Here is a 21,904-nt window from a genome sequence, read left to right on the forward strand (position 1 = left end):
TCGTGCGACGACCGCGGGTCCGGGGCCAGCTCCGGGGAGAACTAGACTTCGCCGCCATGAGCAGCACCCCCGACCAGACCCCTCCCGCCGCGACCGGGGCCGACCTGCGCCGTGGCACGTTCTCCGAGGGCGAGCGGGTGCAGCTGACCGACCCGAAGGGGCGCCTGCACACGATCACCCTCGAGGCGGGACGCGAGTTCCACACCCACCGCGGACGCCTCGCCCACGACGACCTCATCGGCAGCCCCGACGGGTCCGTCGTCAGGAACACGGCCGGGGTCGAGTACCTCGCCCTCCGGCCGCTGCTGTCGGACTACGTCATGTCGATGCCGCGCGGTGCCGCCGTCGTCTACCCCAAGGACGCCGGCCAGATCGTCACCATGGCCGACATCTTCCCGGGCGCCCGGGTCGTCGAGGCCGGCGTCGGTTCCGGCGCGCTGTCGATGAGCCTGCTGCGGGCCGTGGGGGAGACGGGCCACGTCCACTCGTTCGAACGGCGCGAGGACTTCGCCGACATCGCCAAGGGCAACGCCCGCGCCTTCTTCGGGCAGGACCACCCGGCGTGGCAGGTCACCGTCGGCGACCTCGTCGAGGAGCTGCCGCAGCACGTCGAGCCCGGCAGCGTGGACCGCGTCGTCCTCGACATGCTGGCCCCCTGGGAGTGCCTGGACGCCGTCGCCGACGCGCTCCTGCCCGGCGGTGTGCTGATCTGCTACGTCGCCACGGCCACCCAGCTGTCCCGCGTGGCCGAGGGTGTCCGCGAGCACGGCGGCTACACCGAGCCCGAGGCGTGGGAGTCCCTGGTCCGCGGCTGGCACCTCGAGGGGCTCGCCGTGCGACCGCAGCACCGGATGCACGGACACACCGGCTTCCTCATCACCACCCGTCGGCTCGCGCCCGGCGTCACCCCGCCGCTGCGCAAGCGCCGCCCCGGCAAGGGCTCGGTCGACGAGGACGGTGCACCCGTGCAGGACTCCAGCTTCGGCCGCGAAGGGGAGTTCACGCCCGAGGACATCGGCGAGCGCGTCCCATCAGACAAGAAGATCCGGCGGGTTCGCCGTTCTGTGACCCAAACCTCCGAGACCACGGAGTAGTTCAGGGTTAGGTTTGCTTATCGGCCGTCCCCGCACGGTCGATGACCGAGGTTCGCCACCGAGGGAGTCGACATGACCGACCACAGCCAGCCCACCCCCGACCGCAGCGAGGAGCGCCGCCAGGCGGAGCTCCTCTCCGAGGAGGTCGCCGCCCTGCGGCAGCGGCTCGCCGACGCCCCCGTGCGCTCGCGCGAGCTCGAGACCAAGGTGCTGCAGCTGCAGTCCAACCTCGCGACGATCTCCTCGCAGAACGAACGCCTCGTGCGCACCCTCAAGGAGGCGCGCGAGCAGATCGTCACCCTCAAGTCCGAGGTCGACCGGTTGGCCCAGCCCCCGGCTGCGTATGGCGTGATCCTCGAGTCCTACGACGACGCCACGGTCGACATCCTCACCGGCGGCCGCAAGATGCACGTGGCCGTGAGCCCGGCCGTCGACCCGTCCGAGCTCTCGAGCGGTCGGGAGGTACGCCTCAACGAGGCGATGAACGTCGTGGCGACCTGCGGCTACGAGCGCATCGGCGAGGTCGTCATGATCAAGGAGCTGCTCGGGGAGGGCAGGGTCCTGGTCGTCTCGCACGCCGACGAGGAGCGGGTCGTCCGCATGGCCGACTCCCTCGAGGGGGAGCCGATCCGGGTGGGCGACGCGCTCATGCTGGAGTCGAGGTCCGGGTTCGTCTACGAACGCATCCCCAAGGCCGAGGTGTCCGAGCTCGTCCTCGAGGAGGTGCCCGACATCGACTACGAGGACATCGGTGGGCTGGCCGGCCAGATCGAGGCCATCCGGGACGCCGTCGAGCTGCCCTACCTGCATCCCGACCTGTTCACCGAGCACCAGCTCAAGCCCCCGAAGGGCGTCCTGCTCTACGGCCCGCCCGGGTGCGGCAAGACGCTCATCGCCAAGGCCGTGGCGTCCTCGCTGGCCCGGAAGGTGGCGGAGAAGGAGGGCAAGCCGGTCGGCAAGTCGTTCTTCCTCAACATCAAGGGCCCCGAGCTGCTCAACAAGTACGTCGGTGAGACCGAGCGCCACATCCGGCTGATCTTCCAGCGGGCCCGGGAGAAGGCGTCGGGTGGCACGCCGGTCGTGGTGTTCTTCGACGAGATGGACAGCCTGTTCCGCACCCGCGGCTCGGGGGTCTCCTCCGACGTGGAGACGACGATCGTGCCGCAGCTGCTGTCGGAGATCGACGGGGTCGAACGGCTCGAGAACGTCATCGTCATCGGCGCCTCGAACCGCGAGGACATGATCGACCCCGCCATCCTGCGGCCCGGCCGCCTCGACGTGAAGATCAAGATCGAGCGCCCCGACGCCGAGAGCGCCCGCGACATCTTCACGAAGTACCTCACCTCCGACCTGCCGCTGCACCCGCACGACCTGGCCGAGCACGACGGCTCCGCCCAGGCGACGGTCGACGCGATGATCACCGCCACGGTCGAGCGGATGTACTCCGAGATCGAGGAGAACCGGTTCCTCGAGGTCACGTACGCCAACGGTGACAAGGAGGTCCTCTACTTCAAGGACTTCAACTCCGGCGCGATGATCCAGAACATCGTGGACCGGGCCAAGAAGATGGCCATCAAGGACTTCCTCACGGTCGGGGCCAAGGGCATCCGGGTGGACCACCTGCTGGCGAGCTGCGTGGACGAGTTCAAGGAGAACGAGGACCTGCCGAACACGACCAACCCGGACGACTGGGCCCGCATCTCCGGCAAGAAGGGCGAGCGGATCGTCTACATCCGCACGCTCATCACCGGCAAGAGCGGCACCGAGCCGGGCCGGTCGATCGACAACGTCGCCAACACCGGCCAGTACCTCTAGGGGGTCCCGGCGGTCCCCTTCACGCGGCCGACGAGGCGCCCCGCCGCGGCTTCGACGCGCAACCACAGCTGCCAGTAGGCCACCCCGACGGCCACGGAGGCGGCCATGGCGAGCACCGAGCTCGTCCCCATGATGTGCGGGTAGACGACGAAGTGCGTGAGGTAGACGAACAGGCTGGCGCTGGCGACCACGGCAGCCGCCCGCCCGAGGAACGCCGGCAGGACGACCGACGGCACCCAGGCCAGGACGAGCAGCCCGACGATGATGGTCACCTCCCGCATCGGCATCGACGGCCAGAACCCCGGCACCGTGAGGACCGGGATCGCCGAGACCAGGAGACGCTGCGCGGTCGACGACGCCCGTGCCGCGGCCCAGCCGGTGGCGAACAGCCAGATGAGGACGTAGGCGTTGGCCCCCCGGTAGGGGCCGGCGTCGGGCACCACGACGGCATACCTCGTCAGCAGGCCCAGGCCCACGAGGGCGACGGGGAAGGCGAACGGCCACCGGCGCTCCCAGCGGTCCACGGCCGGGACCGCCAGGAGCGCGGCGGTGCCGAGCAGAAGGGCGACCACCGCCTCGACGAACCAGTAGTGCCAGTGGTCGGACCAGCGTGACCAGTCGCCGAGCACCTGGTTGAGCAGCAGCACGTTGCGCCAGTCGTAGGTGCCTGCCACGACGGCGACGACGCCGATCCAGGCCGCGCTCGGCGCCCAGATCCGCAGGGCGCTCCGGGCGACGCCCTTCACGCGCTCTCCGCGGGAGCGGCTGGTGAGCTGGAACCGGGCGAGGTTGAAGCCGGCCAGCGCGAGCAGCGTGTGCGCGCCTCCGGGGACGAACGACAGGTGGGTGTGGTTGGCGAGGATGAGCAGCACGGCGACGGCCCGCAGCACGACGCTGGTCTCCACGCGGTGCAACCAGGTCCGCGCCGGGCGCCGGGTCGCTGCGGCCGCACCGACGAGCTCGGCAGGGGCGAGGAGGTGCCAGCCGGACGGGAGCGCGTCCAGGACCCGCTCGAGACGGAGCGACACCTCGACGTAGGAGAGGGAGTCGCCGCCGAGGTCGACGAAGCTGGTCCGCTCGGTGGCGTGCGGGGCGTCCAGCAGCCTGCGGTACAGCCCGACGACGCGCGCCACGACGTCCCCGTCGGACGTCGTGCCCTCGTCGGTGGCCGGGTGCGCCTCGCGGTGGGCCCCGAGCAGCTCGGCGACCCGTGGGTAGTCCGGCTTGCCGGTGGCCAGCCGAGGGGCCTGCAGCCCGTCGAGGACGACGACCGCGGCAGCCGGTATGCCGTGCTGGCGGCGCAGCGCCTGCGTGACCTCCGGGCCGGCCCCGGTGCGTTCGGCGAGCACGCCCACCGCGTCCCCGAGGTCGACGCAGTGGGTGCGGTGCCCGGCGTCGCGCAGGTCGCGCTCGACGTGGTCGAGGTCGATCCGCAGGCCGACGACCTTGGCGAACCGGCTCCGTCGCCCGACGATCTCGACGAGGCCGTCGGGACCGAACCGCGCCAGGTCACCGGTCCGCAGCTCGGTCACGTCACGGCCGCGGGCGAGGTCGGCCGAGGACCGGGCGTAGCCCAGCATGACGTTGGGGCCGGAGTAGACGAGCTCGCCGAAGCCGCAGTCGATCTCCCCGAGGGGTTCGATGCGGAAGGAGCCACCCGGCACGGGAGCGCCCACGGTCCCCGGCCGCACGCCTGCGAGGTCCGGCGGGAGGACGGCCATCCGGGCGGTGGCCTCCGTCTGGCCGTACATGACGAACAGGTCCCAGCCCTGCTCGCGCCCGAGGTCGGCGAAACGGGTGACGACCTCCGGGTCGAGTCGCCCACCGGCCTGGGTGACGCAGCGCAGCGTCGGGTGGTGCCGGTCGGCGAACCCGCTGCGCTCCAGCAGGTCGAAGCTGTGCGGGACCCCCGCCAGGGTCGTGGCGGCGGTCGCGTCGAACAGCCGCCAGAAGCAGGGGTCGACGACCGAGAGCTCGGTGAGCACGATGCTCGCGCCGGCGGCGAGGTGGCTGTGCACCACCGACAGGCCGTAGCAGTAGTGCAGCGGCAGGCTGGTCACGGCGCGGTCGGTCGACCGGATGCCGAGCGCGTCCGCGATCGCGTGGGCGTTGCTGTCGAGGTTCTCGTGGGAGAGCCGCACGACCTTGGGGGAGCCGGTCGACCCCGACGTGGGCAGGAGCAGCGCGAGGTCGGGGTGCAGGTCGTGGGCCGGCGAGGCCGGGTCGTGGCGGTCGACCACCTGCCAGCCGGCCGGGCCTCGCCCGGCCACGACGTCGGGGTCGTAGGCGTCGGCGAGGCGGTCGAGGTGCTGCACCCGGTCGCCGGGGGCCAGCAGCGGCACGTGCCCGGCAGCGAGGGCCCCGAGGTAGGTCACCAGCGCGTCGAGGGTGTTGTCGGCGGCCAGGAGCACCAGGCGCCGACCACCGCCGAGGGCGGCGGCAGCCGCGTCGACGAGGTCGGCCAGGGCGGCATACGTCAGGGTCCGGGAGCCGGTGTGGACGGCCGGGGCGGCACCGCGGGAGCGCAGCGACGTCGCGAAGGCGACGGCCGGTCGGGCCGGGGCGACAGCAGGGAGCGCAACCACGCCCAGGAGCGTATTAGGTAAGGCTTACCAAACTCAAATGCCCTGCACAGGGGGGCAGGCTAGCGCGACACCCGCTCGCGGGCCTGCGACCAGCGGGCCACGCCCTCGACGGCGAAGCGGCCCACCTCGCGCACGCACCGCCACCCGGCGAGGAACAGGCCGAGCACGACGAGGGTGACGACGCCGAAGCTCCAGGCGAACCCACCGCCGGTCGCGACCCGCAGCGCCAGGCCGAGGACCACGGTCGTCAGCCAGACCACGGGCGAACCGGGCACCCGCACGGGCCAGTCACCGCGCGTGCGGGCCAGCAGCCAGCCGAGCGCCAGTGCTGCGAGGAAGGGCCAGGCGACGAGGACGACGCCGCGCAGGGTCACGCCCTCGGCATGGCTGGCCCGGCCGATGGTCGCGAAGAGCAGGACTGCGACGACGTCGAGCAGGAACGCACCCGCGGCACGCCTCACGCGCGCACCTTGTCGAACAGCGTCGCCTGCGGGGGTGAGAGGGTCGGGTCGACCCCGTCGAAGAGGCTGCTCACGGACTCGCCGGCGTGGATGCGCTTGATGGCCTCGGCGAACAGCTGCGCCACCGAGCGCACCTGCAGCTCGGGCCAGTGGCCCGGGGCGGGCACGGTGTCGGTCGTGACGACCTCGCCGATCATCGGGTGGTCGCGGAGCCGTTCGACGGCCTTGCCGGCGAACAGCCCGTGCGTGCAGGCGACGTCGGCACCGGTGCAGCCGAGGTCGCGCAGCCGCTCGAGGAGCTCCACGATCGAGCCGCCGGTGGCGATCTCGTCGTCGAGCACGATGGCGCGCTTGCCGGTGACGTCGCCGACGATGGAGTCGATGATGACGCGGTCGTCGGCCAGGCGCTGCTTGGACCCCGCTGCCACGGGCAGCCCGAGGAGCCGGGCGAACTGCGTGGCCGTCTTGGCGTTGCCGAGGTCGGGGGAGACCACGACCGAGTTGGTCAGGTCCCCGGACCGGAAGTGGTCCGCCAGGACCCCGATGGCGGTGAGGTGGTCGACCGGCACCGAGAAGAAGCCGTGGACCTGCGGTGCGTGGAGCGTCATGGTGAGCACGCGGTCGACACCTGCGGCCACGAGCATGTCGGCGACCAGACGGCCACCGAGGGAGATCCGCGAGGCGTCCTTCTTGTCGGAGCGGGCGTACGCGTAGTGCGGGATCACTGCCGTGATCTGGGCCGCCGAGGCACCCCGCGCCGCGTCGACCATGAGGAGCAGCTCCATCAGGTGCTCCTGCGTCGGCGGCACCAACGGCTGGACGATGTAGACGTCGCGCTGGCGGCAGTTCGCCAGCAGCTGCGCCTGGAGGCAGTCGTTGCTGAACCGCGTGATGTCAGCGGGTGAGAGGTCGACGCCCAGGGCGTCGCAGATGCGTCGGGCGAGGGCGCGGTGGGCGCTCCCGGAGAAAACCACGATGTCCCGCATGACGCTCCTCGGTCGACCGGTGATGCACGTCGAGACTAACCGCCGCGGGGCCCCTGTGGGACCTCCCCGTCCCACAGGTGGGACCGGAGCTCGCCGACGAGCTCGGCGCGGTGCTGGGCCGCGGTGGGCACGACGCCGGGGATGGAGGCGAAACCGTGCGGGACGCGGACGTAGTTGGTGAGCCGGACGGGCACGCCCGCGGCCCGCAGCGCGGCGGCATACCGGGAGCCGTCGTCGCGCAGCGGGTCGCGGTCGGCGGTCTGGATCAGGGCGGGCGGCAGGCCCTCGAGGCTGCCGAACAACGGCGAGACGAGCGGGTCGCGCAGGTCCGAGCCCTCGGGGGCGTAGTGGTTGCGGAAGGCCACGATGCTGGCGCGGGTGAGCATCGGCGCCCCGGCCAGCTCGTGGATCGAGGGGGACGCCAGGGTCATGTCGGTCGCGGGGTAGATCAGGGCCTGGTGGCGCACCGGTGAGTCCCCGCGGTCGCGCAGCACCTGGGCGGTCACCGCGGCGAGGTTGCCGCCGGCGCTGTCACCGCAGAGGGCGACCCGCGAGGTGTCGGCGCGCAGGACGTCACCCTGCCCGGAGAGCCACGTGGTGGCGTCGACGCAGTCGTGGGCGGCCGTGGGGGCCCGGTGCTCGGGCGCCAGCCGGTAGTCGACGCTCACGACCACGGCGCGGACCTGGGCGGCGAGGTGGCTGCACAGCGGGTCGTACATCACGACGTTGCCCTGCACGAACCCCCCGCCGTGCAGGAAGACGATGACCGGGACCTCGGTCTCGGTGTCGCGGACGCCACGGGGGCGGTACAGGCGCAGCGGGATCGAGTGGCCGTCACGCGCCGGTGCCGTGCCGTAGGTGATGCCGACCGACCGGTCCACGGCCCCCGTGATCCACGAGAACGGCGGCCGGTCCGGCGTCACCGCACCCCGGTCCGCCTGGATCTGCTGGACGCTGCGACGCTCCACCGGCGGCCGGAGACCACTGTCGAGGAGCGCGGTGAGGGCGGCGGTCTGCGGGTACAACGCTCTGGGGGAGTGACGCATCTGCAGAAACTAACTCACCTAGGGTGAGGACATGAGCCAGGACGCACGACCCGGACACCGCCGCGAGCTCGACCGATGACCGTCCGCCGGGTCATGGGGATCGAGACCGAGTACGGCATCTCGGTGCCCGGCGACCCCGCAGCCAACCCCATGGTCCTCTCCGGCCAGGTGGTCAACGCGTACGCGTCGGCCCAGGGCATCCGGGCCGCGCACGCCTCCTGGGACTACGCCGACGAGGCGCCCCTGCGGGACGCCCGGGGGTTCGAGATGGGCCGCGGGCTCGCCGACCCCAGCCAGCTCACCGACGAGGAGGACCCGACGCTGGCCAACGTCGTCCTCACCAACGGCGCACGCCTCTACGTCGACCACGCCCACCCGGAGTACTCCTCGCCCGAGGTCACCACCCCGCGCGCGGCCGTGGCCTGGGACCGGGCCGGCGAGCTGATCATGGCCGAGTCGGTGCGCCGCCTGTCGCACGTGCCGCCGGGGGTCAACCTCTACAAGAACAACACCGACGGCAAGGGCCAGTCCTACGGCACGCACGAGAACTACCTCATGCGCCGCGAGACGCCGTTCTCCGACATCGTGCGCCACCTCGTGCCGTTCTTCGTCGCCCGTCAGGTGGTCACCGGGTCCGGGCGGGTGGGCATCGGGATGGACTCGCGCCGCGACGGGTTCCAGCTCAGCCAGCGCAGCGACTTCTTCGAGGTCGAGGTGGGCCTGGAGACGACGCTCAAGCGGCCCATCATCAACACCCGGGACGAGCCGCACGCGGTGGCGGACCTGTACCGCCGGCTGCACGTCATCATCGGCGACGCCAACCACTGCGACGTCGCGAACCTCCTCAAGCTGGGCACCACGTCGCTGGTCCTGGCCATGATCGAGGACCGTGCGATCAGCGCCGACCTCACCGTCGCCCGCCCTGTCGCGACCCTCCAGGCCGTCAGCCACGACCCCACCTGCCGCCAGCTCATCGAGCTGCGGGACGGGACGAAGCTCACCGCGGTGCAGCTGCTGTGGCGCTACCACGACGCCGCGGAGCGCTACCTCCAGGACCGGTATGGCGCCGAGCGGGACGACGACACCGCGGAGGTCATGCGGTGGTGGGCCCTGGTCCTCGACAAGCTCGAGCGGGACCCCTCCGAGGCCGCCCGCGAGGTCGACTGGGTCGGCAAGCTGCAGGTGCTGCAGGGGTACATCGACCGCGACGGCCTGGACTGGTCCGACTCGCGGCTGCGCGCCATCGACATCCAGTGGTCGGACGTGCGCCCCGACAAGGGCCTCTTCCACCGGTTGCGCAGGGCTGGGCGGTTCGAGGAGCTCGTGCCGGAGGAGGTCGTCCTCGAGGCCGTGCGCGAGCCCCCGCACGACACCCGGGCGTACTTCCGGGGCAAGTGCCTGGAGAAGTACCCCGACCAGATCGCCGCCGCCTCGTGGGACTCGGTGATCTTCGACGTCCCGGGCCATGCGTCGCTGCAGCGGGTGCCGATGCTGGAACCGTTGCGGGGCACCAAGGCCAGCGTCGGGTCGTTGCTCGACCGGAGTCCGGACGCCGCCACCCTGCTGCGCGAGTTGGCCTCGGCATCGGGTTAGGTTCGGACTAGGGTCGACGCAGGACGGGCGCCCGCGCCCACGTCGCCACACGCAGCACCGAGCGAGAGGTCACGGACATGCCGAGCCAGGAGCAGAGCCGCCCACAGCGCAGGGACGACGCGCCCGACGAGGCGCCCGAGCCCACCCCCGCAGCGCCCGAGGCCACCGCCCGCAAGGAGAACCTCGACTCCGACATCGACAGCGTCCTCGACGAGATCGACGGGGTCCTGGAGTCCAACGCGGAGGAGTTCGTCCGGGGGTTCGTCCAGAAGGGTGGCCAGTGACCACAGGCGCCGACGCGGGGAGGCTCCCCGCGGCATACCTGTCCACGGGCTCCTCGTCCTTCACCGACTTCGTCGGGGCGCACGCCCCTCACCTGCTGCCCTCGCGCAGGGCCCTCCCGGTCGGGAGCACCATGGAGGCTCCGCACGGCACGACGATCGTCACCGTCACCTACGACGGCGGCGTCGTGATGGCCGGCGACCGGCGGGCGACGATGGGCAACCTCATCGCCAACCGCGACATGGAGAAGGTCTTCGCCGGTGACGAGTACTCCGCCGTCGGCATCGCCGGCACCGCGGGCATCGCCATCGAGCTGGTCAAGCTGTTCCAGGTCGAGCTCGAGCACTACGAGAAGATCGAGGGGACGCTGCTCTCGTTGGAGGGCAAGGCGAACCGGCTGGCGTCGATGATCCGGGCCAACCTCGGCATGGCCATGCAGGGGCTGGCCGTGGTGCCGCTGTTCGCGGGCTACGACCTCGACAAGCGCACCGGCCGGATCTTCTCCTACGACGTGACCGGCGGCTGCTACGAGGAGCACGACCACCACAGCGTGGGCTCGGGCTCGCTGTTCGCGCGCGGGGCGATGAAGAAGCTCTGGCGACCCGGGCTGTCGGCCGACGACGCGGTCTCGGTCGCCGTCGAGGCGCTGTACGACGCCGCGGACGACGACTCCGCGACCGGTGGACCCGACGTCGGTCGACGCATCTGGCCGACCGTGGCGGTGGTGGGTGACCAGGGTGTGGTGTTCCGGTCCGATGACGAGCTGAGGACGACCGTGGAGGCCGTCATCGCCGCCCGCCAGGGCAACCCGGGAGGTGCGCGATGAGCAGCATGCCGTTCTACGTCTCGCCCGAGCAGCTGATGAAGGACCGGGCCGACTACGCCCGCAAGGGAATTGCGCGCGGTCGCTCGGTGGTCGTGCTCGGCTACGACAAGGGGATCGCGTTCGTCGCGGAGAACCCGTCGCGGGCCCTGCACAAGGTGTCCGAGATCTACGACCGCATCGCGTTCGCCGCGGTCGGCAAGTACAACGAGTTCGAGAACCTCCGGGTGGCAGGCGTCCGCTACGCCGACCTGCGCGGCTACTCCTACGACCGCACCGACGTCACGGCTCGCGGCCTGGCCAACGCCTACGCGCAGACCCTCGGCACCGTGTTCACCCAGGAGTCCAAGCCCTACGAGGTCGAGATCGTGGTCGCCGAGGTGGGCAGCACCGCCGACGAGGACCAGATCTACCGGCTCACGTATGACGGGTCCGTCGCCGACGAGCGCGGGTTCGTGGCCATGGGTGGCGCGGCCGAGCCGATCGAGACCGGGCTCAAGGAACGCTGGGAGCCCGGACTGTCGCTCGCCGACGCGTTGCGGCTCGCGGTCGAGCTGCTCGCCAAGGACCCGGCAAAGGACGCGGGCAAGGAGGGCGGCGCACCGGCCCGCACGCTCGGTGCGGGTCAGCTTGAGGTGGCCGTCCTCGATCGCGAGCGTCCGCGCCGGACGTTCCGCCGCATCGGGGGTGGGCTGCTCGACGCGCTGCTCAGCACCGAGGACCCGACGCACGACGCCCCGGCCGAGGACGACCGGACGCCGGGACGCCACGACACCCTCACCGGTGAGTCGCCGCGCGACGAGTCGACCAACCCGCAGACCCAGCGCCCGACCGAGTAGCACCGCGCGCACGAGGACGGCCGCCCCCGTCGGGGCGGCCGTCCTCCTGTCCGGGCCTGCTGCGCTGCGCGCTCAGACAGGGACCTTCTAGACAGGGAGCTTCTCGAGCAGGAAGCTCTCGGTCGCGACCCAGGCCTGGCTCGAGGCGGCCTCGTGGTGGAACATCGGCGACGGGTTGTCGAAGGCGTGACCGGCGCCCTCGTAGGTGAGGAAGGTGACGTCGTCGTTGTCGGCCGTGACTGCTGCCTCGATCTCCTCGACCTTCTCCATCGGGATGTAGTCGTCGGCCGTGCCGAAGTGGTGCAGGCTCGGGGAGGTGACCTGGGGCGCCATACCGAGCAGGGTGGGCAGTGCCGAGCCGTAGTAGCTCACGAGCGCGTCGGGGGCCGCGCGGTCGGCCGCGGCAACGGCAGCGACGTTGAACGCCATCCCGCCGCCGAAGCAGAACCCGATCACGCCCGCCGGCCCGCGGACCTCCACGCGGTCGCGCACGGCGGCCAGCGCGGCCACACCGTCCTTGACGCCCTGCTCCCAGTCGAACCGGCCCATCAGCTCCATGGCCTGCGGCAGGCCGTCGCCACCTTCCTCGACGACCGGGTCGCCGAGGCGGTGGTAGAGGTGCGGGACCAGGACGACGTACCCGAGGGCAGCCAGGTCGGCGGCCCGTGAGGTGATGTAGTCGGTGACGCCGAAGATCTCCTGGTACAGCACGATGCCCGGGCCCTCTGCGGACTCGGGCAGGTGCAGGTCGGCGGGCATGGAACCGCCGTCGACCTCGATGGACAGGACCTCAGGGGAGCGGGTGTTGGTCATGTCACCAACGTAGGCCGCGCGGGCCCCGGGTGCCCCTCAGGCAGAGGGCGCGTCCGCGTAGCGCAGGTACGGCTTGACGACCTCGACACCCTTGAACCGCGCCTTGGCGTCCTCGGTCGAGACGGTCGGGGCGACGATGACGCGCTCGCCCGCCTTCCAGTCAGCAGGCGTCGAGAACGGGCCTGAGTCGTTGACCTGCAACGCATCCAGGGCCCGCAGGATCTCGTCGAAGTTGCGTCCGGCGCTCTTGGGGTAGGTGAGCGACAGGCGCACCTTGCCGGCCGGGTCGATGAGGAACACGGAGCGGACGGGTGAGGTGTCGCCGGCGCCGGGGTGGATCATGTCGTAGAGCTCGGCGACGTTGCGGTCCTTGTCGGCGACGATCGGGTAGGTCACCGAGGCGCCGGAGACCTCCTCGATGTCGGCCTTCCACGAGTTGTGGTCGTCGAGCCCGTCGACGGACACCGCGAGGACCTTGGTGTTGCGGCGGGCCCACTCGTCCTTGAGCTGGGCCACGCGACCGAGCTCGGTGGTGCAGACGGGCGTGAAGTCGGCGGGGTGGCTGAACAGCACGGCCCAGCCGTCGCCCTTCCAGTCGAGGAAGGTCAGCTCGCCCTCGGTCGTGTCGGCGGTGAAGTCCGGGGCGTCGTCGCCCAGTCGCAGCGTGGCCATGACGGCTCCTTCTCGAAGGTAACGCGATGTTTGTCGGTTCCAAACATGCCGTTACTTGACCGAGGTGTGGATATCTCGTCCGGATGCTGGACCCAGCGCGGCGACCAGGGCCGCCGCGACGGTGCCCACCACGCCAGGGTCGAGCAGCAGGCCGTAGTGGTCGGAGTCGAGCTCCCGCACGGCAAGATCGGGGGGCAGGTGCGCCGCGGCGATGCGCTCCGCCGTGTACAACCCGACCGGCTGGTCCAGGGGTCCGCGGCGGGCGTACAGCAAGGTGGTGGGGGACTGGAGGGTGTGGATGGCGCTGAGCGTCGCCGGGTCGGACACGAGGTCGGCCCAGTCGGCCCGCACGCACTCCAGGGACGACGTCGAACGCATCCGACCCCGGGGCCCGGACAGGTCGTGCAGCAGGTAGGCCGCGAGGGCGGCTCCCGCGGGTCCGGACAGGTGCCGCCCGAGGGCGGGGTGGGCGCCCCAGTGGGCGAGGTAGGCCTGCTCGTCCTCGAACGTCATCGACAGCCGTTCCATCGCCGGGCCGATGATGCTGTGCAGGACCTCGTCGATGTCGAGGGTGCCCGGTGAGGGAAAGGCCAACCCGCCGTCGACCAGGACGACGGCCCCGGCGTCCTGGGGGTGGGTGGCCGCCGCGAGCGCGGCGACGAAGGCTCCCATGTCGTGGCCGGCCAGCACCGGGCGCTCCAGGCCCAGGTGGGTGGTGAGGGCGTGCACGTCGGCCACGTGGTCGGCCAGCCCGGTGGAACGCAGGTGCGCACTCTCGGCCCGCCCGCGCATGTCCGGGGCCAGCACGTGCGCGAGGCCATCGAGGCGCTCGGCCACCGGCACCCACGCGAGGGCGTTCGAGGAGGTGCTGTGGAGGGCCACGACGACCGGCGCCCCGGCGGGCGCCTGCGTGAGGCGGTGCACCGTGAGGTGGCCGCCGTCGACGGGAACCTGCTCGGTCAGCGGTGGCACGCAGGGTCCTCTCTCGGGGTGACCGCGTCGTCGCGGCGCCGGGGCCGGCCCGGACGAAGCCGGCCGGAGCTCCCGGTCGACGTGCTGGGCCCGACGCTACGCACCGGCGGTGCCCCTCCCTATGGCGCCCGCCGCCACATCCCGGTCCGGGAAATGTGGTCGGTCGACGTCTCAGCCGACCGCCCGGGCCAGGTCGACCAGGGCGACCTCGTCAGCAGGGGCGAGACCGGCCCGGCGCGGGCGACCGGGGCCCTGCGCCAGCTCCCACGCGAGGGTGTCCTCCAGGGTCTGGGCGAGTGGCCGCGCCCTGAGTCCGAGCGACTCGGCCGCAGCAGTGCTGCGGCTCATCATGCCGGCGTACTCCGGCAGGGGGAGCCACAGCGGGAGCGAGCGCTCGCCCGACCACGGTGCGACCTCGTGCTCGGCGAGCCAGTCCTGCGACACCCCCACCAGCTCGCCGTCGTGCCCCGTCACCTGCCGGGCGGTGCGCAGGTGGTCGGGCAGCGGCACGACCGACCCGGCAGCGTTCGCCACGCCCACCGCGGCCACCTCGGCGCAGTGCAGCAGCCAGGCCGCGAGGTCGCGGACGTCGATCACCTGGGTGTCGATGGGTGAGTCGGGCACGAGGACCGCTCCGTCGGCCGTCGCCGGGTGGGCGAACCGCAACGGCCAGTACCCGGTCCGGTCCGTGTGGTCGCCCGGCCCGGCGACCAGTCCCGCCCTCGCCACCAGGGCCCGGTCCGGTATGGCGCCGAGCACGGCCTGCTCGCACGCCACCTTGCGCGCGCCATACGTCTCCGACCCCTCGTCGTCCTCGGGGGAGGGGTCGAGCAGGGGCGCCGACTCGTCGGCGCCGGGGTCGTCGTGCGACGCGTAGACCGACGCGGAGGACACGAAGACCCAGGACCGGGCTCGGTCGGCCAGCGCCGCCAGGGCGCCGCGGACCTGGCTGGGCTGGCGGGCGACGTCGACGACGGCGTCCCAGTCGGCCCCACCCAGCGCGTCGTACGCGCCGGGCGTGGACCGGTCGGCCCGGACGAGGGACACCCCGGCAGGGACCTCCCCGGCCCGGCCGCGGGCCAGCGCCGTCACCCGGTGCCCGGCGGTCACCGCCTGCGCGGCGACCTCGCCACCCAGCCAGGCCGTCCCGCCGAGCACGAGGATCCTCATGACCGCACCACCGCCGCGCTCAGGCGCGGCTCGGTTGCTTCGTGCCCGTGGCCGGGGCGGGCCGGGATGCGTCGTCCTTCTGCTTCGACGGCTGGTCGGTCTTCGGCGCTGCGTCCCCGGCAGCCTCCGGAGCAGGGACGGCGTCCTGCGCGCCCTCAGACCGGTCCTGGCCCTGTGCCGGGACCACCGCGGCGGACTCGCCAGCCTCGGAGCCGCTCGCCGCCGCCACCTCGGGCAGGGCGCCCTCGATCGAGTCGACCATGGACGCACCACCGAGGGTGGCGAGCATCTGGCGCACGTTGCTCAGCTGTGCGGTGATGCTGTCGCGGCGGGCCGTGGCCGCTGCGAGCTCACGCTCGGAGTCGCGACGGATCCGCTCGGCCTGCTCACGGGCGGACGCGACGAGCGCGTCGGCCTCGGCCTTGGCCGACTCGAGCGTGCGCCGGCTCTCGGCGGTGGCGTCGGCGTGGGCCCGCTCGCTGTCGGCAGCCAGCCCGGTGGCGCGCTCCTGCGCCTCGTTGAGCGCCTTCTCGTGCGCCGCCATCTGGGCGGTGAACTCGGCCGACGCCTTGTCGCGGCGCTGGCCCAGGGTCGCCTCGAAGTCGGCCGCCGCCGCGGCGGCGCGGGCGCGCTGGTGCTCGTAGAAGGCCTCCGCCTCCTCCCGACGGGCCGAGGCCTCGCGGTCGGCGTCGTCGAGGATCGAGTCGGCCTGCTGCCTGGCCTTCTCGACGACCTGGCTGGCCTGGGCGTCGGCGCGGGTGCGCACGTCCTCGGCGTAACGGTCGGCGTCGGTGCGGGTCTGGTCCGCGGCCAGGCGCGAGGTGCCGGCCAGGGTCTGGGCGTCGACCTCCGCGTTCCGGCGGATCTCGGTGGCCTCCTCGTCGGCCATCGTGAGGATGGCACCGATGCGTTCACCGAGGTCGGCGAAGGTCGGGGCCGCAGCCTTGCGCTGCTCGTCCTTGAGGCCTTCGAGCGCGCGAGCCGTCTGGGCGCCCTCCTCCTGGACCTTGGCCAGGGTCGAACGCAGCTCGCTGACCTCGACCGTGCGCTCGGCCGCCTCGCGGCGGGCCTGCTCCAGGGCTCCGGCGTGCTCGGCCCGCCACTGGTCGACCTGGGCCGGGTCGTAGCCGCGCAGGACGCTGCGGAAGGAGGTGGTGTCACTCATGGGTGTTCCGTTCGGTGTCGTGGGTGGTGGGTCCGTCGTCAGCGGTGGTCTGGTGGGAAGGCACCGACAGGGCGTCGATGACGCCGGTGAGGTGGCCGAGCTGGGTGGTGATGTCCTCGCGGCGGGACGCCAGGGAGGCGACCTCGGCCCGGGCCCGCTCCAGCATGGCCCGTGCCTCCTCCCGGACGCGGTCGGCGTCCGCCCTCGCCTGGGTGCTCGTGGCGATGAGCTCCTCACGAGCGGCCCGGTGGGACGCGTGGGTCTCGCGTTGCAGGCGCTCGATCTCCTCGGCGGTGCGCTCCCGGACCAGCCGGGACGCACGTTCGGCCTCCTCGAGGCGCCGGTTCGCCCGCTCCTCGGCAGCCTTCTCGCTCTCTGCCGCCGACAGCCGTGCGCGGTCCGCCTCCTCCCGGGCCAGCGCGGTCGTCCGCTCGGCCTGGGCCTGCGCCGCGGTCATGACGGCCTCGGCCTGGGCCCGCAGGTTGCCGGACTCCGCCCGGGCAGCGTCGCGCTCGGACCGCGCCCGGTGGGCGGCACGGGCGAGCGAGGTCTGGATCAGCTGGCGACGGGAACGCAACCGGGTGGCGAGCTGCTGGTGCGTCTCGCGGCGCTGGCGGGCCAGGTCGGCCTCGGTCTCGTCGAGGATGCCGCGAACCGTCCGCTGGCTCCAGGCCAGGTGCTCCTGCGCCTCTGCCGTGACCTGGTCGGCCTCGGCATGAGCCGTCTCGAGGACCACCCGGGCCCGGTCCCGCGACTCCTCGCCGAGGGCCGCCGCCCTCGCGGCAGCCTCGTCGGTCAGGCGCGACGCCTCGACCTGGGCCTCCTCCACCCGGGTCCGCGCCTGCGCCAGCAACGCCTCCGCCTCCTCGCGGGCCTCGGCCAGCAGGGCGGCGTGCTGCGCGGCCTGCTCCGCGTCGCGCTCGGCGAGCCGGACGTCCATGCGCGCCACGCCCTCGGCGAAGGCCGCATCGCGCTCGCGCTCGTGGGCGGCATACCGGGCCATCGCGGTGTCGTGGTCGTGCTGGGCCGCGGCGCGCAGGGCCTCGGCCCGCTGCTCGGCGTCCTCGACGAGGGCGCGGGCCTCGGCCCGGGCGCCGGCGACGGCCTCCTCGCTCGTCCGGGAGGCGGCCTCGGTGAGCCTCGAGGCCTGGTCGGCCGCGTCGGTGACGAGCGCCTCGGCCTCGCGGCGGGCGTCGTCGAGGGCCCGGCCCACCTGCTCGCGGTCACGGACCGCGTCGGCGTGCTGCCGCTGGGCGTCCTGCAGGAGCGACTGCGCCTCGGAGCGCAGCCGCTCGGCGTCCTGCCTGGCGAGGGCCAGTGCCGCGTCGGACTCGGCTCGGAGGGCGTCGGCATGGGCCTGGGCTCGTTCGAGGATCGACTGGGTGTGCCGGGTGAGGTCGCCGATCTGGGTGGCGGGCGGACCCGGTGGACGCGTCAGCGCGTCCGCTGGGAGGGCGTCGGGCATGGCGGTCATGATTCCACGCCGAGGGTTTGCCGTGGCCCAAGAGGAGTTCAAGCCTAGAGTGGGTCCATGGAGCGCCGGATCTTCGGGATCGAGAACGAGTACGGCATCACGTGCACGTTCGAGGGGCAGCGCAGGCTGACGCCCGACGAGGTCGCGCGCTACCTCTTCCGCAAGGTCGTCTCGTGGGGCCGGTCCTCCAACGTCTTCCTCTCCAACGGTTCCCGGCTCTACCTCGACGTGGGTTCGCACCCCGAGTACGCCACCCCCGAGTGCGACCACGTCCGGCAGCTCGTCATCCACGACAAGGCAGGGGAGCGCATCATCGAGGGCCTGGTGGCCGATGCGCAGGACCGGCTGGTCGAGGAGGGCATCGAGGGCGAGATCTACGTCTTCAAGAACAACACCGACTCGGCCGGCAACTCCTACGGCTGCCACGAGAACTTCCTCGTCGGCCGGGCGGGGGAGTTCCAGCAGCTGTCCGACGTGCTGATCCCGTTCCTCGTCAGCCGTCAGATCACCAGCGGCGCGGGCAAGGTCGTCACCACCTCCAAGGGCGCGACCTTCTGCGTCAGCCAACGAGCCGACCACATCTGGGAAGGCGTCTCCTCGGCCACGACCCGCTCGCGCCCGATCATCAACACGCGCGACGAGCCGCACGCCGACGCCGAGAAGTACCGGCGCCTGCACGTGATCGTCGGCGACTCCAACATGAGCGAGACGACCACGATGCTCAAGGTCGGCTCGGCCGACCTGGTCCTGCGGATGATCGAGGCCGGCATGGTCGTGCGCGACCTGACCCTGGAGAACCCCATCCGGGCGATCCGGGAGATGAGCCACGACATGACCGGCCGCAAGACGGTGCGGCTGTCGAACGGTCGCGAGCTGTCCGCGCTGCAGATCCAGTCCGAGTACCTCGAGCGGGCGCAGGCCTACGCCGACCGTGAGGGGCTGGAGGACCCGATCCACAAGCAGGTCCTCGACCTCTGGGAGCGCACCCTCACCGCCGTCGACACCGGCAACCTCTCGCTCGTCGACACCGAGATCGACTGGGTCATCAAGCACAAGCTCATCACCGGCTACATGGACAAGCACGGCCTGCCGATGGAGCACCCGCGGATCGCCCAGATCGACCTCGCCTACCACGACGTCAACCGCCAGCGCGGTCTGTTCTACGTGCTGCAGAAGCACGGTCGCGCGGCGCGGCTGTGCACCGACCCCGAGGTGTTCGAGGCCAAGACGGTGCCGCCGCAGACCACGCGGGCCAAGCTGCGTGGCGACTTCATCAAGGCGGCCCAGGAGCACCGGCGCGACTTCACCGTCGACTGGGTGCACCTCAAGCTCAACGACCAGGCGCAGCGGACCGTGCTGTGCAAGGACCCGTTCGCGGCCGTCGACGCCCGGGTCGAGCGGCTGATCGAGGGCATGCGCGGCTGACCACCGGGCGCCGGTGCCGGCCGCCGTTCCCAGCCTTCGCACATGGGGCATTTCGGGCTTTGCCAGCCTCCGCGGTTAGGGTGGGTCCTTGGTCCACCGCCCCGATCGAAGGTCCCTCACCGTGTCTGTGCGTTCCCTGTCTGCCCGCCCGAGCCGCCGCCGCCTGTCGGTGATGGCCGCGGCCCTGACCGCCCTCCTGGCCCTGACGGCCTGTGGCAACTCCGACGACGCCAAGGCCTCGCCCTTGGACGGCATCACCGTGACCGGGGGCAACGACACCACCGCGCCGACGGTCGCCATCACCCCGAAGCCGTTGTCGGTCAAGGAGACGACGACCAAGGTCGTCAAGGCCGGTGACGGCCCCGTGGTGAAGGACGACGAGATCGTCAGCGTCAAGTACGTCCTGCTCAACGCCAAGGACTCCTCGGTCCTCGACACCAACTACGGCAAGCAGAACCTCGGCCTCAGCCTCGGCGCCGAGGGCCTCCTGCCCGGCCTGAAGAAGGGCCTGGCGAACCAGAAGGTGGGTTCGCGCGTGCTGGTGGCCGTGCCGCCCAAGGACGCCTTCGGCGCCCAGGGCAACACCGACATCAAGGTCGGTGGCACCGACACCGTCGTCTTCCTCATGGACGTGCTCTCCGTGACCAAGCCCCTGGCCAGCGCCGAGGGCAAGGAGGTCAAGCCCTCCGCCGACCTGCCGTCGGTCAAGGTCGAGAGCGGCAAGGCCGCGACCATCACGATCCCCAAGGGCAAGAAGCCGCCGACGAAGACGGTCGGCCAGAACCTCATCGACGGCACCGGCGCCAAGGTCGCAGCCGGCCAGACCATCCGTGTCACCTACACCGGTGCGCTCTGGAAGGACGGCAAGGTCTTCGACTCGTCCGCGACCTCCCCGCAGGGCTACTTCGAGACCGTCATCGGCAAGCAGCAGGTCATCAAGGCCTGGGACGCCCAGCTCGTCGGCAAGGCCGTCGGCAGCCGCGTGCTCATGGTCGTCCCGCCGGCAGACGGCTACGGCGCCGCGGGCAGCCCGCCCAAGATCAGCGGCACGGACACCCTCGTGTTCGTCGTCGACATCCTCGCGGCCTACTGAGCCGCACCCGTCCCACCCCTCTCTTCCCAAGGAGCAGCAGCATGGGTTTCGACCCCAACACCACCAAGCCCGAGATCGACTTCCCCGGCGACGAGGCCCCCAGCGAGCTCGTCATCGAGGACCTCACCGAGGGTGACGGCCAGGAGGCCGGCGCCGGTGACACCATCTCGGCGCACTACGTCGGCGTGGCCCACTCCACCGGCGAGGAGTTCGACTCCTCGTGGAACCGTGGCGCCCCCCTGGACTTCCGCCTCGGCGTCGGTCAGGTCATCCGCGGCTGGGACGACGGCATCGTCGGCATGAAGGTCGGCGGCCGTCGCAAGCTCGTCATCCCCGCGCACCTCGCCTACGGCGACCGTGGCGCCGGCGGCGCGATCAAGCCGGGCGAGACCCTGATCTTCGTGGTCGACCTCGTGGACGTCCGCTGACCGCGGACCGTCCCCGGGTCCGCTGAGCGGACCCATGGCTGGGTCACCTCAGCCGACAGCGTTCTCCGACAGCAGCCGGGCGGCCCACCGCCCGGCTGCTGCGCTGTGCAGGAACGCCGCGTGGTCCTCGTCGAGCCCACGGCCCATGGTGGAGAGCTTCACCGGGGTGCCGCGCAGCGCCGCGTCGAGCCCGCCGACCGGCACCTCGCGCAGGGTCAGGTCGCCGGTCGCCTCGTCCACGAGGTCGCCCGCCTGCGCGAGCACGAGCCGTCCGAACTCGTCGTCCACGATCCCCACCGGCACGTCCGCCGCGGTGAGGCACACCCTCCCGTATGCCGTCCGGCTGTGGTGCGAGATCCCACGGTGCCGCCCGCGCTGGTCGGCGTCGGAGACGCGCAGGGCCGCGACCCCGCGACCGCGCAGGACCCCGACGGCGTTGAGCGCCTCGCCCGCCGCGACGCCCGTGTACCCCCAGGTCGTGCCCGTCCCGACGTTGCCCGGTCCCTGGATGACGACGGCCACGTCGGCCCCGAGGACGTGGCGCGCCGCGAGCAGTCCGGAGTGCAGGGTGACCGCCTCGTGCTCGCCGCCGTAGGCCTGGCCCACCGTCACGGTGCCGTGCAGCCAGCCCGCCTCGGTGAGGCCGGCGACCGCCCGTGAGAACGCGAGCGGCAGGGCTCCACCGTCGGTCATGAGGTAGACGACCCGGGCGTCCGGGCGTTCGGTGCGCAGGCCGGCCAGGACCGCGGGAAGGGCCGAGTGCAGGTCGGCGACGACGACCGGCAGGCCGAGCAGGTCACCGGCGGCCGCGGGGCCGGTGGTCAGGGCTGCGTGGTGCGGGCTGTCCTGCTCGTCCACGGCCATGAACATCTGCTGCTGGGGCGTGTACCTCGCCTTGACGATGTGGCCCTCGCTGGCCGGCGGGTCGGCGGGGAGGCGGTCTGGTGCCGCGACGACGAAGGCCAGCCCCCCGGTGCCGAGGCCGCGCAGCAGCGCGGAGGCGTTGAGCAGGACCCGGTCACCGACCCGGGGCTCACCGACCAGGGCCGTGTACGCGAGGGCGCGCACCACGTCTCCGTCGTCGCCCGCCAGCTGGACCGCATACTCGACGGCGCCCGGCCACCGGCCACGCACCTGCTGAACCGTGCCCTCGCGCCACTGCATCACG

General features: G+C 72.3%; 20 protein-coding genes. 9 read left to right on the forward strand and 11 right to left on the reverse strand.

Annotated elements, in window-relative coordinates; translation table 11 throughout:
- Window positions 1–56 precede the first annotated feature (56 nt).
- The gene (locus ACYVKF_RS16490) at window positions 57–1,094 is read left to right on the forward strand and encodes a tRNA (adenine-N1)-methyltransferase (RefSeq protein WP_056918988.1); all 1,038 of its coding nucleotides are present in this window, start codon (window positions 57–59) and stop codon (window positions 1,092–1,094) included.
- Between the two features lie 72 nt (window positions 1,095–1,166).
- Window positions 1,167–2,909 (forward strand): proteasome ATPase, encoded by a 1,743-nt coding sequence (gene arc / locus ACYVKF_RS16495; RefSeq protein WP_056914398.1) that lies wholly within the window; start codon window positions 1,167–1,169, stop codon window positions 2,907–2,909.
- Here the strand turns inward: arc and ACYVKF_RS16500 are convergent.
- From ACYVKF_RS16500 to ACYVKF_RS16515, 4 genes are read right to left on the reverse strand one after another with little or no spacing between them, the layout of a single operon-like run.
- Window positions 2,906–5,494, reverse strand: coding sequence for an AMP-binding protein (locus ACYVKF_RS16500; RefSeq protein ID WP_460967823.1), 2,589 nt, complete (start codon window positions 5,492–5,494; stop codon window positions 2,906–2,908). The genes arc and ACYVKF_RS16500 overlap by 4 nt on opposite strands.
- Before the next feature lie 59 nt (window positions 5,495–5,553).
- On the reverse strand, window positions 5,554–5,955 hold the full coding sequence (locus tag ACYVKF_RS16505; RefSeq protein WP_460967825.1) for a DUF3054 domain-containing protein: 402 nt from the start codon (window positions 5,953–5,955) through the stop codon (window positions 5,554–5,556).
- Window positions 5,952–6,941, reverse strand: coding sequence for a ribose-phosphate diphosphokinase (locus ACYVKF_RS16510; RefSeq protein WP_056914401.1), 990 nt, complete (start codon window positions 6,939–6,941; stop codon window positions 5,952–5,954). Before ACYVKF_RS16510 ends, ACYVKF_RS16505 begins: the two co-directional genes overlap by 4 nt.
- Window positions 6,942–6,976: 35 nt before the next feature.
- Complete coding sequence (locus tag ACYVKF_RS16515; RefSeq protein ID WP_460967828.1) at window positions 6,977–7,987, reverse strand: alpha/beta hydrolase; 1,011 nt, start codon at window positions 7,985–7,987, stop codon at window positions 6,977–6,979.
- Between the two features lie 93 nt (window positions 7,988–8,080).
- Between ACYVKF_RS16515 and dop the strand changes: the two genes are divergently transcribed.
- The 4 genes from dop (at window position 8,081) to prcA (ending at window position 11,524) form a co-directional block, all read left to right on the forward strand.
- Window positions 8,081–9,580, forward strand: a complete 1,500-nt coding sequence (gene dop, locus ACYVKF_RS16520) for a depupylase/deamidase Dop (protein WP_082553183.1) — start codon at window positions 8,081–8,083, stop codon at window positions 9,578–9,580.
- A gap of 77 nt (window positions 9,581–9,657) precedes the next feature.
- Window positions 9,658–9,864, forward strand: a complete 207-nt coding sequence (locus ACYVKF_RS16525; RefSeq protein WP_056914404.1) for a ubiquitin-like protein Pup — start codon at window positions 9,658–9,660, stop codon at window positions 9,862–9,864.
- Window positions 9,861–10,688 carry a proteasome subunit beta gene (prcB, locus tag ACYVKF_RS16530; RefSeq protein ID WP_460967831.1) on the forward strand — a complete coding sequence of 276 codons (828 nt, stop codon included), beginning with the start codon at window positions 9,861–9,863 and terminating at the stop codon, window positions 10,686–10,688. The genes ACYVKF_RS16525 and prcB overlap by 4 nt, the downstream gene beginning before the upstream one ends.
- Window positions 10,685–11,524 carry a proteasome subunit alpha gene (gene prcA, locus ACYVKF_RS16535; protein ID WP_460967833.1) on the forward strand — a complete coding sequence of 280 codons (840 nt, stop codon included), beginning with the start codon at window positions 10,685–10,687 and terminating at the stop codon, window positions 11,522–11,524. Before prcB ends, prcA begins: the two co-directional genes overlap by 4 nt.
- An 87-nt stretch (window positions 11,525–11,611) precedes the next feature.
- Here the strand turns inward: prcA and ACYVKF_RS16540 are convergent, their stop codons facing one another.
- The 6 genes from ACYVKF_RS16540 to ACYVKF_RS16565 form a co-directional block, all read right to left on the reverse strand.
- Window positions 11,612–12,337 (reverse strand): dienelactone hydrolase family protein, encoded by a 726-nt coding sequence (locus ACYVKF_RS16540; RefSeq protein ID WP_460967835.1) that lies wholly within the window; start codon window positions 12,335–12,337, stop codon window positions 11,612–11,614.
- 36 nt (window positions 12,338–12,373) lie between these two features.
- Window positions 12,374–13,009, reverse strand: coding sequence for a peroxiredoxin (locus tag ACYVKF_RS16545; RefSeq protein ID WP_460967837.1), 636 nt, complete (start codon window positions 13,007–13,009; stop codon window positions 12,374–12,376).
- Window positions 13,010–13,060: 51 nt separating this feature from the next.
- Window positions 13,061–13,981: an alpha/beta hydrolase gene (locus tag ACYVKF_RS16550; RefSeq protein ID WP_460967839.1), complete on the reverse strand. Its 921-nt coding sequence runs from the start codon at window positions 13,979–13,981 to the stop codon at window positions 13,061–13,063.
- 171 nt (window positions 13,982–14,152) lie between these two features.
- Window positions 14,153–15,151 carry an NAD-dependent epimerase/dehydratase family protein gene (locus ACYVKF_RS16555; RefSeq protein ID WP_460967841.1) on the reverse strand — a complete coding sequence of 333 codons (999 nt, stop codon included), beginning with the start codon at window positions 15,149–15,151 and terminating at the stop codon, window positions 14,153–14,155.
- Window positions 15,152–15,170: 19 nt separating this feature from the next.
- Entirely contained in the window at window positions 15,171–16,316 is a 1,146-nt protein-coding gene (locus tag ACYVKF_RS16560) for a hypothetical protein (RefSeq protein ID WP_460967843.1), read from the reverse strand.
- On the reverse strand, window positions 16,309–17,781 hold the full coding sequence (locus tag ACYVKF_RS16565) for a coiled-coil domain-containing protein (protein WP_460967845.1): 1,473 nt from the start codon (window positions 17,779–17,781) through the stop codon (window positions 16,309–16,311). The genes ACYVKF_RS16560 and ACYVKF_RS16565 overlap by 8 nt, the downstream gene beginning before the upstream one ends.
- Before the next feature lie 66 nt (window positions 17,782–17,847).
- On the opposite strand from ACYVKF_RS16565, the gene pafA reads away from it, so the two are divergent.
- The 3 genes from pafA to ACYVKF_RS16580 all read left to right on the forward strand — a co-directional run bounded on the left by pafA (window position 17,848) and on the right by ACYVKF_RS16580 (window position 20,736).
- A complete protein-coding gene (gene pafA / locus ACYVKF_RS16570) occupies window positions 17,848–19,215 on the forward strand; it encodes a Pup--protein ligase (protein WP_056914413.1) in 1,368 nt (455 codons plus the stop codon).
- 121 nt (window positions 19,216–19,336) lie between these two features.
- Window positions 19,337–20,308 (forward strand): FKBP-type peptidyl-prolyl cis-trans isomerase, encoded by a 972-nt coding sequence (locus tag ACYVKF_RS16575; RefSeq protein WP_157581189.1) that lies wholly within the window; start codon window positions 19,337–19,339, stop codon window positions 20,306–20,308.
- A 41-nt stretch (window positions 20,309–20,349) separates the two neighbouring features.
- Window positions 20,350–20,736, forward strand: a complete 387-nt coding sequence (locus tag ACYVKF_RS16580; protein WP_056914415.1) for an FKBP-type peptidyl-prolyl cis-trans isomerase — start codon at window positions 20,350–20,352, stop codon at window positions 20,734–20,736.
- 48 nt (window positions 20,737–20,784) lie between these two features.
- Here ACYVKF_RS16580 and ACYVKF_RS16585 read toward each other — a convergent pair whose 3' ends face one another.
- Window positions 20,785–21,903 carry a DUF3866 family protein gene (locus ACYVKF_RS16585; protein ID WP_460967848.1) on the reverse strand — a complete coding sequence of 373 codons (1,119 nt, stop codon included), beginning with the start codon at window positions 21,901–21,903 and terminating at the stop codon, window positions 20,785–20,787.
- Window position 21,904 lies beyond the last annotated feature (1 nt).

It is taken from the genome of Pedococcus soli, from assembly GCF_054782575.1.